The sequence below is a fragment of the Methylobacter sp. sgz302048 genome, from assembly GCF_052162025.1.
Classification (GTDB): Bacteria; Pseudomonadota; Gammaproteobacteria; order Methylococcales; family Methylomonadaceae; genus Methylobacter.
Genome location: NZ_CP197401.1, coordinates 3,997,528 through 4,013,732, shown reverse-complemented (window position 1 = coordinate 4,013,732; position 16,205 = coordinate 3,997,528). Strand labels below are relative to the sequence as shown.

Genomic DNA, 16,205 nt, shown 5'->3' with positions numbered 1-16,205 from the left:
GTTGCCGGTTAATTATCCAGATCCAGTTTCTTCAAACGATAGCGTAAGGATCGAAAAGACAGCCCCAGCTGTTTGGCGGCGGCCGTCTTGTTCCATTTGTTTTCTTCCAGGGCGATGACGATCGCCTTGCGTTCGATTTGCTCCAGATAATCTTCCAGCGATCCCTGAGCCGGGTCATAAGCCGGCGAGTCGGCGATGACATGCGCGCCTACCGGCAGGTTCAGGTCGTCGATTTCGATGCTTTTGCCGTCATACAAGGCCAGAGCCCGTTCCAGAATGTTCTCAAGCTCACGCACATTGCCGGGGAAATGATATTGCTGAAGTGCCGACAGGGCCGAGGCCGACACTGCAGGTTTGTTCAGGCCGCCAGCTTGCGTGAGCTTCGTCAATATGTGGTCGATAAGGATGGGTATGTCTGTGGCGCGCTCCCGCAAAGGCGGCACATACAGGTCGATGACGTTGATGCGGTAGTACAGATCCTGCCTGAACGTGCCGGCCTGGACCATATCGGCCAGGTTGCGGTAGGTGGCGCTGAGCAGGCGGACGTCGACGGGGATTTCCTGATGTTCGCCGACGGGGCGTATTCTCTTTTCCTGAATGGCGCGCAGCAGTTTTACCTGCAGGGATTGAGGCAGTTCCGCGATTTCATCGAGAAATAAGGTGCCGCCTTCAGCAGCCTGGAACAGGCCTTTCTTATCACTGACCGCGCCGGTAAAACTGCCTTTTTTATGGCCGAAGAACTCGCTTTCCATCAGTTCATGAGGAATAGCGCCGCAGTTTATGGCCACAAAAGGCTTGTCGCTGCGCGAACTCTGCTGATGGATGAGCCGGGCGACCAGTTCCTTGCCCGAGCCGGATTCGCCGCTGATATAAACTGGAGCCTGGCTGAGTGCCAGCTTGGTTATTTTGCTGCGGATGGCGCGCATGACCGGCGATTCGCCCAGCAATAGATGCCGGGTTCGCCTGTCTTTGGCGGGGTATGTCGTGGCGTTGGCAAGTTTCAGCGCGCTGCTCACCATTTGCCTGAGCGCCGATAAATCGACCGGTTTCGAGACAAAATCAAAAGCGCCTTTCTTCATGGCCTGAATCGCCGTATCCATATTGCCATGCGCGGTAATAACGGCAACCGGCATCGGGGCGCAATTCGAGTGTATATGATCCAGCAGATCAAGGCCATTGCCGTCGGGCAGCTTCATATCGGTCAGGCAAAGATCGAACGGATGCTGTTGCAGCAGGGCTTTTGCTTTGCCGATATTGTCGGCGCAGTGTGTCTGGATATCCATGCGGTTAAGGGTTATTTCCAGTAACTCGCAGATATCGGGTTCATCATCGACAATCAATGTCAGTGGTTTTTTCATATTTCTATTAACTTATTTTCCGCATCGGGCAGGCAGAGCTTGAAGCAACTCCGGTTTTTTTCCGTTAAATAATAGCTCAATTTTGCCTGGTTGAGTTCGGCCAGCTCCCGAGAAATATAAAGGCCTAGCCCGGTGCCGCTGGACGAAGTCGTGAAAAAGGGCTCAAAAAGATGACAGATCTGCTCAGGAGACAGGCCGGAGCCGTTGTCGATGATTTCTATGCACGGCGCCTGTCCGCTGATGCGGGCCTGCAGTATGATCTTTCCCAGCTCCGGCTTGCCGTACCGGAGGGCATTCAGGCACAGATTGTCCAGAATCTGCTTTAAGTGATCGGGGTCTATTAGGGCGTATAAAGGTTCAGTACTTACAGAGAGCTTGAAGGTGTCGGCAGCGATAGCCTGATCGAGTATAAAATTGTTCAGGTAATCGATCAGCCAAGGCTTCAACTGGATTTTTTTTCGCCTCGACGCGTTCCTCCTGGAAAGCTGCAGGATATCTTCAATAATGCGATTGACGCGGCCGGCGTGGGTCTGAATGATTTCGGTCAGGCGCTTGTCCTGGGCCGATAACTGAGGGTTTTCCGACAGCAATTGTCCGGCATGGCTGATGGCGCCCAGCGGATTGCGTATTTCATGGGCGATGCTGGCCGTGAGCCGGCCCAGGGATGCCAGTTTACTTTGCTGCAGGCGCTGATTATAAAGCGCGATGTCTTCAAACATGATCAGGTACAGGCATTCCTGCTGCGTCGGCAGCGGCATGAAACGGATATGAATTTCGGACCGGTTCGGCAGTTGCAGCTGTGCAATTGCCTGTTCAGGCTCGTTGAGCCAGATCTGAAAAGCCAGCCATAACTGTTCCGAAATATCGGCCAGCGTGGCCGGCATGGCTTGCAGATTGGCCAGGCGCAAGGCCGCTTCGTTGACCATCTGGATAGCCTGTTTTTTATTGGCGATGATGATGCCCGACTGCAGATGCTGGATAATGTAATGGTTCAACTCTTCCAGTTGCGTGATGGTCTGTTTTTGCTGATGAGCCAGTTGCACCGTCTGTTCACTGCGCTTCGCCAGCACATAGGACAACAGGGCGATCGTGAAGAACGAGGCTCCCAGCATGCCGGCGTATATGTAAGACGTTTTTTCAAAAAGGCCGGCCTGATCGGCATAAATCTGTTCGGACAGGACGGCCAGGCTGGCGACAGCGGCAAAATACATCGCGCAGCGGCCGCCGATCAACAGACCGCCATAGGCGATGGAGACGGCGAGCAGTATGCCTATGCCGCTATTGATGCCGCCGCAGGCATGCATCAGCAATGTGAGAATGATGATGTCGGTAAAAATAAGCAGCTGTGCCTGCAGCGTATAGCCGGTCAGCCGCCAAGCTATGCAGATGCTGGAGACGGCAGACAATATGACATAGCTCTGGCTGCTGTAAATATAGAGTTGGCGGTCGTATGATCCAAGCGAAGAGGGCCCTATCTGGCCTTGAAATAACACGATAAACAGCGTGGCCAGAATAAAACGGTAAGTCAGGAAAACCTTCAGCAGCAGCCAGGCTTGCTTGGCGGGAATGCCGTAGCCTTTGGAGAACGGGCAGGGGAAAATGGTCTCATGCGTATTATCTGACATGGGTGGTTTTAACAATAGCGTTTTGCAGGGACTTGGTTAGAATAGCAGATTTCCCCAGTTTTACTGGCGGATCGGATTGAACTGAACCATCATAGCATCGATGCAAAGGCTTGAGAAAATACCCTCCGGTCGTTGCCGGTCAAACCAGGAGCGATAAATGAACATTCATGAATACCAGGCAAAAAGGTTGTTTAGGGATTACGGCATCGCCGTCCCGGAGGGCCATCAGGCCGATACCCCCGAGCATGCCGGGCAGGTTGCCAGAGAACTGGGCGGCAGCGGCTGGGTTGTGAAGGCTCAGGTGCATGCGGGCGGCCGCGGCAAGGCTGGCGGCGTAAGATTGGCCCATAGCCATCAGGAAGTCTTGGACTTCAGCCGCGATATGCTGGGCAAGCGTCTTGTAACCGCGCAGACCGATAGTGCCGGTCTGCCGGTCGAGAGGCTGCTCATCGAGAAAATCTATCCGATCAAAAGCGAATTCTACCTGAGCGCCCTGGTTGACCGCGTCAGCAGCCGCATCCTGTTTATCGCTTCCGCGGCCGGCGGCATGGATATCGAAGCTGTCGCCAGGGATACGCCGGAACAGATCATCTCGCTGCAAATCCATCCGGCAGCGGGCCTGCAAAGCTATCAGTGCCGGAAAATTGCCTTCGCCCTGCAACTGGCCGGCGAGCAGATCAAGGCGCTGGAAACCATCATGCGCGGCATGTATCAGCTGCTGCTGGCTAAGGATGCCAGTCAGATTGAAATCAATCCCCTGATACTGACCGAGCAGGGCCAGTTGCTGGCGCTGGATGCCAAGATTAATTTCGACGACAACGCCGTCGCCATGCACCCTGACATTTTGGACATGCGCGATCCGGGCCAGGAAGACCGAAAAGAAAACAAGGCGCAGCAATACGGGCTTAATTACATCACGCTGGACGGTACTATCGGCTGCATGGTCAACGGCGCCGGCCTGGCCATGGCGACGATGGACCTAGTGAAGCTGAATGGCGGTGCGCCGGCCAATTTTCTCGACGTCGGCGGCGGTACGACGCCGGAAAGAGTCGCCGAAGCGTTCAAGCTGATACTGTCCGACGACAAGGTGAAAGCCATACTGATCAATATCTTCGGCGGCATCGTGCAATGCGACATTATCGCGCGCGGCATTCTGGCGGCGGTTAAAGAGGTGCATGTGACGGTGCCGGTCGTGGTCCGGCTGGAAGGCACCAATGCCGAGGCGGGCCGCCAGCTATTGGCCGATTCCGGCCTGAATTTGATTGCAGAAACAGATCTGGCGACCGCCGCAGCGCAAGTTGTCGCCTTAGCGGAGGCCGCATGAGCATTTTGATCGACAAGCATACCAGAGTGATTTGCCAGGGCTTTACCGGTAAGCAGGGCACGTTCCATTCCGAACAGACGCTGGCGTACGGCACGCAACTGGTTGGCGGCGTGACGCCGGGCCGCGGCGGCGACACGCATCTGGGCCTGCCGGTCTTCGATACCGTCGAGGACGCCGTCAGGCAGACCGGCGCCGATGCGACCATGATCTATGTGCCGCCTTTCTATGCGGCCGACGCCATTCTGGAAGCCGTCGATGCCGGCATCAGGATCATCGTCTGCATTACGGAAGGCATTCCGGTATTGCATATGCTGCGCGTCAAGGCCGCCATGGCCGGCACCGATGCCTTGCTGATCGGGCCGAATTGTCCTGGGGTGATTACGCCGGGCCAATGCAAGATCGGCATCATGCCGGGCCATATCCATCTGCCGGGCGCCATTGGCATCGTCTCGCGTTCCGGCACCCTGACCTATGAGGCCGTCAACCAGACGACCAAACAAGGGCTGGGGCAGAGCACCTGCGTCGGCATAGGCGGCGATCCTATTCACGGCATGAACTTTATCGACGTGCTCAGCCGTTTCGAGCAGGACGAACAGACTCGCGGCATCGTCATGGTCGGGGAGATAGGCGGCGGCGAGGAAGAGGATGCGGCCGACTATATCAAGGCGCATGTCACGAAACCGGTCGTATCCTATATCGCGGGCCAGACGGCGCCGCCTGGCAAGCGCATGGGCCATGCCGGCGCCATCATCACGGGCGGCAAGGGCACGGCCGCAGGCAAAATCGCCGCGCTTAAGGCGGCCGGCATCGAAGTCGTCAATTCACCGGCCGACATCGGCGTGGCGATGCAGCGCTGTCTGCAATAACGACCGGACGGATGATAGACAACACGGTACGCGAAGCACGCCAGGACAGCTTATGAACCGATCAGTCCGAAGCTTTATCGTTCTGTTCACTATTATCGCGTTGATTGCGGTTTTCACGCTGGTGCCTAAGATACCGCAGGATCTGAATTATCATGATTTCGGTGATCAGAAGCAGATTCTGGGCATTCCCAACTTCTGGAATGTCATGACCAGCCTGCCTTTTTTGATCGTCGGTTTGGTGGGCATGCGGCGGGTCACGGCTAGCCGGCTTGATGGCGGCTTGCCGCAATTGCGCTCGGCTTATTTGATGTTTTTCATTGGCGTCGGCCTGACTGGTCTGGGATCGGGCTATTACCATTTAAATCCTGACAACGGGACGCTGGTTTGGGATAGACTGCCGATGACGATAGCCTTTATGGCGCTGTTTTCAGCCATAGTCGGCGAGTTCCTATCCATTGAATGGGGCAGGCGGCTGCTCTATCCGCTGATTCTGATCGGCATGGCATCGGTAATTTACTGGCACTGGAGCGAGCAGCAGGGACTCGGCGATTTGCGCTTTTACGGCCTGGTTCAGTTTCTGCCTATGCTGCTGATTCCGGTCATGCTGATCTTCTGTCAACCGCGGCTTTCCGGCAATGGTTATTTGTGGGGCATCGTCGGCATCTATGTTGCAGCCAAACTGGCGGAAGCCGGTGATGCGGTCATCTACGAGCACCTGCGCTTTTTCAGCGGGCATTCGCTCAAACATCTGCTGGCTGCAGGCGGAGCCGGGTTGTTTCTGATTGCATTGCAAAAGCGCGTGCCGGTGCATAGGGCGGTTAAGTCAGAAACCGGTGTCATTGCCAAATAAGGTTTTGTTATGATCAGTCTATAGGCCTGATTTCGTACGTCTACAGATTTCTTTGCCGTTTTTGCAGTCAAATATTCAACCTCAGTTATTGTTAATCCATACATGTCTTTAAAAATAGCGCTTGCTCAAATCAACCCACTGGTCGGCGGTATCGATGCCAATGCCGACAAGATTATCGAAACGGCCATTCATGCCCGGGACCGGCTGCATGCCGACCTGATCGTCTTTCCCGAGCTGTCCGTGACCGGTTACCCGCCCGAGGACCTGTTGCTGCGGCCGGATTTTATCGCGCATGCGGCCCATGCTGTCGAGCGCATTGCCGCGCAGGCGACTGGCATCGATGTCGTGCTGGGCTTTCCCGACAACTATCAGGGCAAGCTCTACAATAGCGCGGCTGTGCTGCGCGATGGCGCCGTGCTGACTCGTTACAGAAAGAATGCCCTGCCTAACTATGGCGTGTTCGATGAAAAGCGCTATTTCTTCGAAGGCGATCAGACCGCTCTGTTTACATTAAAAGGCATCACGATCGGCATCACGATTTGCGAGGACGTCTGGCATCCTGGCATCCTGGCCCGGAACAGAGGCGCCGGCGCCGAGCTGGTCCTGACCCTGAATGCCTCGCCTTTCCATGCCGGCAAGATCCATGAGCGCGAAGACATCATCGTCAATCAAGTTAAGGCGCTGCAGCTGCCGCTGGTCTATGTCAACCAAGTCGGCGGACAGGATGAACTGATCTTCGACGGCGCTTCGTTTGTGGTCGACAGCAGCGGCGAAGTCGTATTTCGGGCCGAGGAATTCAGCGAGCAAGTCAGTGTGGTCGAATTTGAAGGCAATCGGCCCCTGAAAAGCTCTTGCGCGCCGCTGTACAACGAGGTCTCCAGCGAATACCGGGCCCTGGTGCTGGGCATCAGGGATTACGTCGCGAAGAACGGCTTTCAGGGCGCCATCCTGGGCCTGTCAGGCGGCGTCGACTCGGCGCTGGTGCTGGCTTTGGCCGTCGATGCGCTGGGAGCTGACAAAGTGGAAGCCGTGCTGATGCCGTCGCGCTATACGCAGGCCATGAGCCTTGAAGATGCGGCGCTGGAGGCTGAAGCCCTGGGCGTCAAATATCATACGATCCCGATAGAACCGGCCGTCAGCGCCTTCACGGACATGCTGGCTGGTGTGTTCGCCGGCAGGGCCAAGGACACGACCGAAGAGAACATCCAGGCGCGCTGCCGCGGCGTGATTCTGATGGCGATGTCCAACAAGTCGGGCAAACTGCTGCTGACGACCGGCAATAAAAGCGAAATGAGCGTCGGCTATGCGACTTTATATGGCGATATGGCCGGCGGCTTTGCGCCGATCAAGGATGTGCCGAAATTGCTGGTATACGAGCTGGCGCACTATCGCAATTCGCTGTCCAATGTGATTCCGGAGCGCGTGCTCACTCGACCGCCGTCGGCCGAGCTGGCGCCCGATCAGCTCGATGAGGATTCCTTGCCGCCGTACAATGTGCTGGATCCGATACTGGAGCGGTACGTGGAACAGGATCAGTCGGCTGAAGAGATTATCGCGGCCGGTTTCCGGCGCGAAGATGTCGAGAGGGCCATACGTCTGGTCGACAGAAACGAGTACAAACGCCGGCAGTCGCCGCCCTGCATCCGAATCACGCCCAGAGCGTTCGGCCGCGATAGGCGCTATCCGATCACTTCGGGTTACCGCGGGATTTAAAAACTTTCATCAAACTCGGTAGACGCTCTTATTATTGGGAGAACAAGCATTCATAGGGCGCCTAGCATTGATTGCCAATTGGCGCACTGTACTTCATTAGGAGGGACTTCTGACATGACAGCATCAGATCAGTACACTGCAAGACTGCGCGAAGACATCGGACGGCTTGCCCGTGATATCGGTGCGCGCAACGTCTACCATTATCCGCAGCTGGTTGAGGCCGCAGGACTCATTGAACAATGGCTGCGCGAAGCGGGCTATACTCCCGCGCGGCAGGAGTACGAGGCGAAGGGAAGATTATTCGCCAATATCGAAGTCGAAGTGCGCGGCCTTATTGCTCCGGAAGAGGTGATTATTGTAGGAGCTCACTATGATACGCATCGCCGATCACCGGGGGCTGACGATAACGGTTCCGGCATCGCCGCGCTGCTCGCGCTGGCCCGTGCGTTCGCGCATGAGACGATTGGCCGTACGCTGCGCTTTGTCGCCTTCACCAATGAAGAGAAACCGTTCCTGCGGACCCGGCAGATGGGCAGCCGGGTGTACGCGGCACGCTGCCGCGAGCGCGGCGAGAGCGTGGTCGGGATGATCTGCCTTGAAACAATCGCCTACCGGTCCGAAAAGTTCGGCAGCCAGCACCTGTCGCTGTTCGGACTGCTGGCGCCGGCCCGCGGCAATTTTATCGCGCTGGTCGGCAATCGCCGCTCGCGCGAACTCCTTGCTGACGCCGCGCAGTCGTTCCGGCGAAATTCACCGGTTCCTTGCGAAACGTTCACGCTGCCGTCCAATTTTCCCGGCGCCTGGAGTTCGGATCATTGGTCCTTCTGGAAGGAGGACTATCCGGCGATCATGGTCACGGATACAGCCCCGTTGCGCTATCCTTATTACCATAAGTCCAAGGATACCATTGAGCGCCTGGATTACGAGTTTCTGGCCGCTGTGACCGGCGGCCTGCACGACGTGGCCGCCGATCTGGTCGGAAAAGTGTAAAAAAATAACAAAGGCGACTTTGGAATCGCTGGGAGTCCGGCTCAAGGCCGGTCCAGCAGGAATACGCTGGCCAGCCCCAGGAAAATAAAAAAACCCATGGCATCAGTGATGAAGGTGAGCATGACGCTGGTGCCGACTGCGGGGTCCTTATCGAACTTGTGGCGCAGCAAAGGGATGCCGAGGCCGACGAAGACGGCGACTTGCAGGTTGATAAACATGGCGATGCCCATGACCAGGGCAAGGTCCTGGTTCTGATAGAACAGCCAGACCAGTCCGCCGACCAGGCTGCCCAGCAGCGTGCCGTTCAAGATGGCGAGGCTCAGTTCCTTCATGATCAGATGACGGACATTGGCCCGGGTAATCTGCCCAAGCGCCAGTGAGCGGATGATCAGCATACTGGTTTGGTTGCCGGTATTGCCGCCTGTCGAGGCGATGATCGGCATCAGCGAGGCCAGCGCCACCAGATGCAGAATCGTGTCTTCGAATAGGCCGATGATGCGCGTTGCGGCAAAGGCCGTGGCGATATTGATCAACAGCCAGCCCCAGCGGTTTTTGGCGCTCTTCCAGACACTGGAAAATATATCCTCCTCTTCTTCGACGCCGGCCTGAATCAGCAGGTCTTCGTCCGTTTCCTCTCGGATATAATCGACGATGCTGTCGACGCAAAGCCGGCCCAGCAATCGGTCTTCATGGTCGACGACCGGCGCCGAGATAAGGTCGTAACGTTCGAAAGCCCGGGCGGCTTCGGTGAGATTTTGATCGACTGAAAACGCGATAAAATCGGTCACCATAATGTCCGCTACTTGCTGGCTGGGCGGATGGGTCAATAATCGCTGCAGCGGCAAAACGCCCTTTATTTTATTGCTTTGGTCCACGACGAACAATTTGTCGGTATGGCCCGGCAGTTTGCCGCGCTTGCGGATATAGTCGGCTATGGCTTTCAGGGTCAGATCGTCCCGGATCTTGATTGTGCCAAAATCCATGCGCGAGCCGACTTGATCTTCCCGGCAGGCCAGAACCGCATCCAGATCCTTGCGTTTTTTGCGATTAAGGGACTTCAGAATGCGCTGCATGGCATTTTGAGGCAGGTCGGCAGCAAGGTCCGCGATCTCGTCGCTTTCCAGTTTACCGGCGACGATGGCCAACTCTTCGGGCCCCATGTCTGCAATCAGCGTTTGCCGCACCGCGTCGGAGACTTCCAGCAGCACTTGCCCGTCAATATCGGTTCTGATAGCGTTCCAGATTGTACGGCGATGATCCAGCGGCAGCGACTCAAGAATATAGGCGATATCGGCAGGATGAAGCTGGGCAAATTCTTCCTGTAAAAGGGCCTGCTGCTGCTTGTGCCGAGCGATTTCGACCAACGCCTGCCGGGTTGCCGGGCCTTTTTGCACCAGGGATTCTTCCCGATGCTGTTTTTCGAGCAAAGTGATGACACGCTGCAGGAGCTGCTGAAGAAACTGCTCGGAATGGCGTTTGTCAGGGGATTCCATGGTTAAAAAATAGTTTAAAGGCCGTAAGATTTGTTTTTATTAAAATATGCTTTTTACAGAGACAATAAGCCTAATTAAAATTTCCGGCTCATTTATGAAAAACATGGAAATGAAACGCTGGGCGATATTTTTATAGTATATGAAATAATATCTTAATTAATGCGGGTTATAATTAACGGCTAAAACCCTATCTATTTATCGACGTTATATAAATATATGATGAATCAATTCAGTTTGATAATACGTTTTTTATCAGTTGTATTATTGGTGTTGTCGCTTGCCGGCTGTGCGGGAAGCAGAAGGCATGAAAGTACCGGCGAATATCTTGACGATTCTGTGCTTACGACCAAAGTAAAAACGGCCATATTCAATGATCCAAGCCTGGAAGTGCTGGATATTAACGTGAAGACATTTAAAGGGGTCGTACAACTGAGCGGTTTTGTCGATTCCGAAAAAGCCGCTAACAAAGCAGTTGAGCGGGCGAGAGCGGTAAGCGGCGTTAAAATGGTCAATAACAGCCTGATCGTTAAGTAGCTGAAACGAAGAGATTGAAATCAGGCAGGCTTTATCTCAATTGAGTCTGTAGCACTTCCACCTTGTTCCAGACGGCATCGACAAAAGCCTTGTCCATTTCCGGCATGCCGTCTTGAATCCATTGAACCAGTATCTTGGCGGTATTGGGATAAGTGACCTGGACGGCATGATCATCATGCAGCCAGCGCTCAATTACCGCCGGTTCCATATCGTTCATGACATAGCCGTAACCCAGTTGCTGCAATGCGGCGGCATTGGAAATTTGCTCCATTTGCGCGTGCAGCGGTTTCGCCAGAATCTTTTTGCCCAATCTCAGCGATTCACTGGCGAGTTCAAAGCCGGCATTGCTGATGATGCCGGCGCAATCCAGTAAATTCTTCTGAAAGCCTTCGCGGGAGAGCGGATGGCAAATGATATGATTGAATTCAGACTGCACGGTTTCCGGCGCATAGACATGAAAGATAAAATGTCTGAAAGGTGATAACAGCCTGATGACTTCGCGTTGGTCTTCAAAAGGCAGATAAACAATAATTTTATTCTGGATAGTATTGGCGGGCGTCCCGGTCGTGTCGATAATGGGAGGCAGAATGGGTTGGCCGAAATGGTGCCAATGCAGGCCGACGCCGACATCGGCCGGCGCGAAATATTTCATGATCTCTTTGGCGACTGGATTGGAACCCGCCTTGGGGATTTTGTGGTTGAACGCATATTGATGGCCGATACCCAAAACGGTCTTTTTTTGTTTTTTTGCCGCCCAGGCAGTAACTGGCTCAAAATCGCTGATCACCAGGTCGTAAGCGCTCAAATCCAGTGACGCGACATCCTTGATGAAAGTCAGCGGTTTGGCTTTGCAAGCGGTCTTCAGGTAATTGACCTGGCCCTTGTCGGTATTAAAGGTCAGGCCGGTACGCACCTGATAGTCGTTGAATATCGCCATTTCGAAATATTTATCGGCAGGACGACCGGTAAACTGAAAACTAACCTCCATGCCGACCGCATAAAGTTCCTTCGCCATGACGCGTGCGCGAGTGATGTGGCCGTTACCGGTGCCCTGTACGCCATAGAAAATTCTCATGGAATAATTTGCCCCAGACTGAAAAGCGCCGTGCTGATGCCCAGCATGGCGCCGACCAGCGTGTCGGTCGGGAAGTGAACGCCCAGCACGACGCGCGAGAAACCGACCAATGCCGCCCAGCAATAAAGCGGAATCATGAGAGCGGGAAAAAAATAGCCGATCAGCGTCGCCATCATGAAGGCAGCCGAAGTATGGCCGGACGGGAAGCTGAATTGATCGGACGGCGTGATGACGCTACGGAAGTTTTGCAGTGCGGCAGCCGGACGGTTGCGCTTGAGGCTGTTCTTGAGTATGAAATAGATCGGCCTCTCGAGCAAAAAGCCCAGCAAAATAGCCTGGAGCAGAAGACTTTCAATACCTTGTCGCCAATACAGCAAACAGGCGATCAACAGATACAGTGGCCCATCTCCGGTCTTTGAAACGTACCGGCTGAATTTTGCCAATGAGCCGTGCATTTTGACATTGATCAGCCAGATGAGCATGAACACATCGTACTTATGTATCGAATAGAGCAGTTTCATTTTCTTGTCCTCTCGGCGTTTTGCAAAAGTCGGCCGCGGTCGGCGCAGAGCCGAACGATCGCGGATTTTCCTTTTGAATTAATTCCTGCCTTCGGGGCAAAGACTAAAACTCTTTTGTGACAAAAAAATGAAGGTTTGTTTAAGGTTTTGTGACAGAGGCTTTAGCAGGGCTTTACTTGAAAGGGCTGCCAAAGCCTGAGATAGAAAGGTTCAGGTGCGAATGAATCCGCACCTTGCAATATGCATTGTTGGAGGCGCCAGAAAAAGGCGCATCCGAAACAGGCGTTAAGTCTTAAGGGCGCTTGATTTTGAACAGGCGATTGTTGTAATTGACGACAAGGCTGTCGGGCCGTATATCCTTGAGTTCCAGCTGGTCTTTGATGAGTTGGCCCGGTGTATATTTGACCATGTCGATCATGACAAAACGTTCGGCTGGCACCGGTGAATAGACAAAGACATTGATAGGCAGCTTGGGTACCGTGCGGCGAAATTCGGCAGGCAGCTCATTTAAGAAAGGCAGGTCGTCCTTTGCCGGCAGCGCGGCCGGGGCCGGTTTTGCAACAGCAGTCACGACAGGCTCGATCGGTTCTACAGGCGTCGGTTTACTCACTATGACAGGCAACGGCTCAGGTTTAATGACCGCGTTTTTGACCGGTTCGGCTTTTTGCGGAGCCGGCTTCGGCAACGCAACCACCGGCTTAACAGGCTCAATGGCGGGGTTGTTTGCGACGACAGGTTTGGCCGGGGGCTGAGAGGCCGGCACAGTTCTGGCTTCGATGATCTCGGCAATCGATGCGTCTTTAGGTTCCGGCAGTTTTGTCTCGGGCTTGGGCGCCATTATTTCAGCCGGCGGTGCTACGGGCGGCTTAACCACGGGCACAGCAGGCTGTGTATCGGCTGGCGGCAGGGCGGCGACAGGCTGTGTTTTCTGTGTGAACCAGAGGAAACAAGCCAGAATAATCAGGTTGCTTATGATCAGCGCGGCGATCAGTTTGGTGGAGCGCTGATGTTGCGGCGGCTGGGGAATAAGGATTCTGTTTGCTACCGTATCGGGCTCGATGGCTTGCCGTTCCCGCTCTGATTTTCGCAGTGCATTCAAGATATAAGACATATTAATCCATGATCTCCAAGTGTGGCGAGTCTTTGGCGCCGATGCTGTTGTCCAAGTGAATCAGGGTGCGGGCGCCCGCTATGCCGTCAGCCGTTAAATGATGCAGGCGCTGAAAGTCAATCACCTGCTTTTTAAGCGCCTCATCAAAGAACATCGGCTCATTAACACTGGTGCGGGTTCCCGTTACGGCGCTTAACTGCTGGCGCAGCCAGAGCACGTTGGCCGACGTCTGCTGCGGGACGATGTCCGCCATATCCGGGCGCGGCGGCTGCCAGAGCATCAGATAATAGCCGTCCCATAGGCTCAGTACATCGGCCAGAGGAAACGCCAAATCCTCATTAAAGCGGATGACGGGCTGTCCCTTGCGGATACCGGTCAGCAGGGCATAGCGTTTTTTCTCATTGGCTAACGAGAACTCCAAAATAGCAGGGCGGTCAAGTTCCAGTATATCCTTCCAGTTGGCCTTGTCGAACAGGCAGCGAAGGCCCACCGTTTCCATATAATGGCAATCGGCCCGGTTATTGGCCGGCACGGCTTTTTTCCAGGCTTTGAGCGCCTGGATCATGGCCGAGTTCAGCGACAGCGCCGGATTTTCAAGCCAGGCGTTAAAAGTCTTCGCTTCGGCTTTCGGCGCTACGGGTTCAGGTTTGAGCGCCGGTTGCGGGCTTTTTATGGCCGGCTTTGAAGCCGGTGCCGGAAATTGGCCTGACAATACGAGCTTGGCCTGATGGTCTGCAGGTTGATGCTGGCTGAAAAAATAAATGCCTGCGGCAATGCTGCTGAAAAGCGCCAGCGCTATCGCTGCTTTAGCTTGGCGATGAGGGCTTTCGAGCGCCAGCGTCTCCCGGGCGGCTCGCGTAATGATGTCGGGCGTAATGGCATGGGCATTGGTCGCGTAGGCGCCGAGCAAGGCGCGATCGCAGAGAATATTGATGAGTCTGGGAATGCCTGAGGAAAATTGATAAATTTTGCGAACGGCGCGGTCCTTGAAAAGGTCGGGGTTGCCGTTGCAGACGGCCAAGCGGTGATGAATATAGGCCCGTGTTTCATCAAGCGACAGCGGCAGCAAATGATAACGGGCTGTAATGCGCTGGTTGAGTTGGCGCAAGTCCTTCTGGCTCAGTAACTGCTTCAGTTCGGGCTGGCCGACCAGAATGATTTGCAGCAGTTTTGTCTTGCTGGTTTCCAGGTTGGTCAGCAGCCGGACCTGCTCCAGAACTTCCAGGCTCAGGTTCTGGGCTTCATCGATCAGCAATACGGTGCGCCTGCCGTTGGCATAGGCTGTGAGCAGGTATTGATTGATCTTGTCGATGAAGTCTTTCAGCGTTTGCCGGTTTTTGTCATAGCCGATGCTCAGCTCATCACAGATCGTGGCCAATAATTCGACGGCATTGAGTTTTGGGTTTAAGATCAAGGCGATATCGACATTGACGGGCAACTGCTGCAGCAGGCAGCGGCACAGCGTGGTTTTGCCGGTGCCGACTTCACCGGTCAGGGCAACGAAACCGCCGCCCATATTGATGCCGTAAAGCAGGTGCGCCAGACCTTCCTGATGGCGCGCGCTCATGAACATGAAGTGCGGATCAGGCGCTATCGAAAACGGTAATTCACTAAAATGAAAGTATTGTTGATACACGATTCTGACTTCTTGGGCACTTTAAAAAAATTGTCAATTATTCTAACCCACAACTGAAAGAAGGTCTTAACTATGGGGCGATACGGCCAAACTAAACCAAAAAAATCCAGCAACATCCTGATCTGGCTGGTGCTTGTTTTGATTATCGCTGCGGGCATGGGCTGGTTTTATTTCAATCTGCAGCAACCTGCCGATATTACTGAGCCGCAAACGCAAACGCAACCTTTGGCGCTGCCGCCGGTTTCCGATACCAAAACAGATACACAAAAGGCGCCGATTCCGACAGGGCCAGACATGGAGGCGCCCGATGCCGACATCGTGCCGGACATTGCCGAAGAGTCCCGACAGGGAAAGGGGGTTATCCTGCCGGATCTCGCCAATAGTGACGGACAGATACGCGAGGACATGATCAGGATTTCGCCGGGGCTTGCCGAATGGCTCAGTACCGACCAGCTGATCAGAAAATATATCACAATCGCCAACGATTTCTCGCAGGGTTTGAGGCTTGAGAAGCATATGCGTTTCCTCAAGCCAGGCGAGCGTTTTGCTCCCGATGAGAACCTGTTCATGAGCCGGCAAAGCTATCAGCGCTATGACAAGCTGGCGGCGGCGATTAGTGCGCTGGATGTCGAGGCGGCGCTGGCCGTTTACAAGAAGTTCAGGCCGCTATTTGTACAGGTCTTTGCCGAGTTCGGCTATCCTGCGGAATACAAGCTGGAAGATATTCTTGCCAAGGCCGGGGCGGAAATCCTGGCGGCGCCAGCCATAGATGCGCCCATTCCCCTTGTGCAGCCTGGAGTGCTTTACAAATACGCCGACAGCGAGCTGGAAAACGCCAGCCCCGTGCACAAGCAAATGCTGCGCATGGGGCCTGAAAACACACGCATCATTCAACAGAAAGTGCGTCTTCTGCTCGAAGGGCTAGTTAATCTGAAAGATTAGCCAGCTTTTCGGCATTATAAAATGCGGATTAATTAACCACGAAGAACACGAAGTTTTTCTTTGTGTTCTTCATGGTTTTATATCTTAAGCTGATGCGCGGGCAAATTTTGTTGTCCTGCACTATTCAGAATTCACTTTACTCATCCTCGCCGGTTGCCATTATGGCC

The 16,205-nt window shown here is 54.4% G+C and carries 14 protein-coding genes; 7 read left to right on the top strand and 7 right to left on the bottom strand.

The window, feature by feature from the left end; all coding sequences use genetic code 11:
• Positions 1 to 8 precede the first annotated feature (8 nt).
• The gene (locus tag ACTNE6_RS17975; protein ID WP_442497724.1) at positions 9 to 1,358 is read right to left on the bottom strand and encodes a sigma-54-dependent transcriptional regulator; all 1,350 of its coding nucleotides are present in this window, start codon (positions 1,356 to 1,358) and stop codon (positions 9 to 11) included.
• Complete coding sequence (locus ACTNE6_RS17970) at positions 1,355 to 2,983, bottom strand: sensor histidine kinase (RefSeq protein WP_442497723.1); 1,629 nt, start codon at positions 2,981 to 2,983, stop codon at positions 1,355 to 1,357. Before ACTNE6_RS17970 ends, ACTNE6_RS17975 begins: the two co-directional genes overlap by 4 nt.
• A gap of 157 nt (positions 2,984 to 3,140) precedes the next feature.
• Here ACTNE6_RS17970 and sucC point away from each other — a divergent pair, with 157 nt between their 5' ends.
• The 5 genes from sucC to ACTNE6_RS17945 all read left to right on the top strand — a co-directional run bounded on the left by sucC (position 3,141) and on the right by ACTNE6_RS17945 (position 8,726).
• Positions 3,141 to 4,307, top strand: a complete 1,167-nt coding sequence (sucC, locus tag ACTNE6_RS17965) for an ADP-forming succinate--CoA ligase subunit beta (RefSeq protein ID WP_442497722.1) — start codon at positions 3,141 to 3,143, stop codon at positions 4,305 to 4,307.
• Positions 4,304 to 5,173 (top strand): succinate--CoA ligase subunit alpha, encoded by an 870-nt coding sequence (sucD, locus tag ACTNE6_RS17960; protein ID WP_442497721.1) that lies wholly within the window; start codon positions 4,304 to 4,306, stop codon positions 5,171 to 5,173. The genes sucC and sucD overlap by 4 nt, the downstream gene beginning before the upstream one ends.
• A gap of 52 nt (positions 5,174 to 5,225) precedes the next feature.
• The gene (locus ACTNE6_RS17955; protein WP_442497720.1) at positions 5,226 to 6,023 is read left to right on the top strand and encodes a ceramidase domain-containing protein; all 798 of its coding nucleotides are present in this window, start codon (positions 5,226 to 5,228) and stop codon (positions 6,021 to 6,023) included.
• Between the two features lie 102 nt (positions 6,024 to 6,125).
• Positions 6,126 to 7,736, top strand: a complete 1,611-nt coding sequence (locus tag ACTNE6_RS17950; RefSeq protein WP_442497719.1) for an NAD+ synthase — start codon at positions 6,126 to 6,128, stop codon at positions 7,734 to 7,736.
• A gap of 114 nt (positions 7,737 to 7,850) precedes the next feature.
• Entirely contained in the window at positions 7,851 to 8,726 is an 876-nt protein-coding gene (locus ACTNE6_RS17945; protein ID WP_442497718.1) for a M28 family peptidase, read from the top strand.
• A gap of 41 nt (positions 8,727 to 8,767) precedes the next feature.
• On the opposite strand, the gene mgtE is transcribed toward ACTNE6_RS17945, so the two are convergent.
• A complete protein-coding gene (mgtE, locus tag ACTNE6_RS17940) occupies positions 8,768 to 10,219 on the bottom strand; it encodes a magnesium transporter (RefSeq protein ID WP_442497717.1) in 1,452 nt (483 codons plus the stop codon).
• Positions 10,220 to 10,555: 336 nt separating this feature from the next.
• On the opposite strand from mgtE, the gene ACTNE6_RS17935 reads away from it, so the two are divergent.
• Positions 10,556 to 10,753, top strand: coding sequence for a BON domain-containing protein (locus tag ACTNE6_RS17935; RefSeq protein WP_442497716.1), 198 nt, complete (start codon positions 10,556 to 10,558; stop codon positions 10,751 to 10,753).
• A 31-nt stretch (positions 10,754 to 10,784) separates the two neighbouring features.
• Here the strand turns inward: ACTNE6_RS17935 and ACTNE6_RS17930 are convergent, their stop codons facing one another.
• From ACTNE6_RS17930 to ACTNE6_RS17915, 4 genes are all read right to left on the bottom strand, one after another.
• Positions 10,785 to 11,828: an MJ1255/VC2487 family glycosyltransferase gene (locus ACTNE6_RS17930; protein ID WP_442497715.1), complete on the bottom strand. Its 1,044-nt coding sequence runs from the start codon at positions 11,826 to 11,828 to the stop codon at positions 10,785 to 10,787.
• Complete coding sequence (locus ACTNE6_RS17925) at positions 11,825 to 12,349, bottom strand: phosphatase PAP2 family protein (protein ID WP_442497714.1); 525 nt, start codon at positions 12,347 to 12,349, stop codon at positions 11,825 to 11,827. Before ACTNE6_RS17925 ends, ACTNE6_RS17930 begins: the two co-directional genes overlap by 4 nt.
• A 292-nt stretch (positions 12,350 to 12,641) precedes the next feature.
• Positions 12,642 to 13,460, bottom strand: a complete 819-nt coding sequence (locus tag ACTNE6_RS17920; RefSeq protein ID WP_442497713.1) for a general secretion pathway protein GspB — start codon at positions 13,458 to 13,460, stop codon at positions 12,642 to 12,644.
• 1 nt (position 13,461) lies between these two features.
• Positions 13,462 to 15,096 carry an AAA family ATPase gene (locus ACTNE6_RS17915; RefSeq protein WP_442497712.1) on the bottom strand — a complete coding sequence of 545 codons (1,635 nt, stop codon included), beginning with the start codon at positions 15,094 to 15,096 and terminating at the stop codon, positions 13,462 to 13,464.
• Positions 15,097 to 15,168: 72 nt separating this feature from the next.
• Between ACTNE6_RS17915 and ACTNE6_RS17910 the strand changes: the two genes are divergently transcribed.
• Positions 15,169 to 16,038: a DUF3014 domain-containing protein gene (locus ACTNE6_RS17910; protein WP_442497711.1), complete on the top strand. Its 870-nt coding sequence runs from the start codon at positions 15,169 to 15,171 to the stop codon at positions 16,036 to 16,038.
• The last annotated feature ends 167 nt before the right edge of the window (positions 16,039 to 16,205 follow it).

What these genes read in the sequence shown, in the direction of transcription:
- ACTNE6_RS17975 (WP_442497724.1), bottom strand. Translation starts at nt 1,358, where the DNA reads ATGAAAAAACCACTGACATTGATTGTCGATGATGAACCCGATATCTGC.
- ACTNE6_RS17970 (WP_442497723.1), bottom strand. Translation starts at nt 2,983, where the DNA reads ATGTCAGATAATACGCATGAGACCATTTTCCCCTGCCCGTTCTCCAAA.
- sucC (WP_442497722.1), top strand. Translation starts at nt 3,141, where the DNA reads ATGAACATTCATGAATACCAGGCAAAAAGGTTGTTTAGGGATTACGGC.
- sucD (WP_442497721.1), top strand. Translation starts at nt 4,304, where the DNA reads ATGAGCATTTTGATCGACAAGCATACCAGAGTGATTTGCCAGGGCTTT.
- ACTNE6_RS17955 (WP_442497720.1), top strand. Translation starts at nt 5,226, where the DNA reads ATGAACCGATCAGTCCGAAGCTTTATCGTTCTGTTCACTATTATCGCG.
- ACTNE6_RS17950 (WP_442497719.1), top strand. Translation starts at nt 6,126, where the DNA reads ATGTCTTTAAAAATAGCGCTTGCTCAAATCAACCCACTGGTCGGCGGT.
- ACTNE6_RS17945 (WP_442497718.1), top strand. Translation starts at nt 7,851, where the DNA reads ATGACAGCATCAGATCAGTACACTGCAAGACTGCGCGAAGACATCGGA.
- mgtE (WP_442497717.1), bottom strand. Translation starts at nt 10,219, where the DNA reads ATGGAATCCCCTGACAAACGCCATTCCGAGCAGTTTCTTCAGCAGCTC.
- ACTNE6_RS17930 (WP_442497715.1), bottom strand. Translation starts at nt 11,828, where the DNA reads ATGAGAATTTTCTATGGCGTACAGGGCACCGGTAACGGCCACATCACT.
- ACTNE6_RS17925 (WP_442497714.1), bottom strand. Translation starts at nt 12,349, where the DNA reads ATGAAACTGCTCTATTCGATACATAAGTACGATGTGTTCATGCTCATC.
- ACTNE6_RS17920 (WP_442497713.1), bottom strand. Translation starts at nt 13,460, where the DNA reads ATGTCTTATATCTTGAATGCACTGCGAAAATCAGAGCGGGAACGGCAA.
- ACTNE6_RS17910 (WP_442497711.1), top strand. Translation starts at nt 15,169, where the DNA reads ATGGGGCGATACGGCCAAACTAAACCAAAAAAATCCAGCAACATCCTG.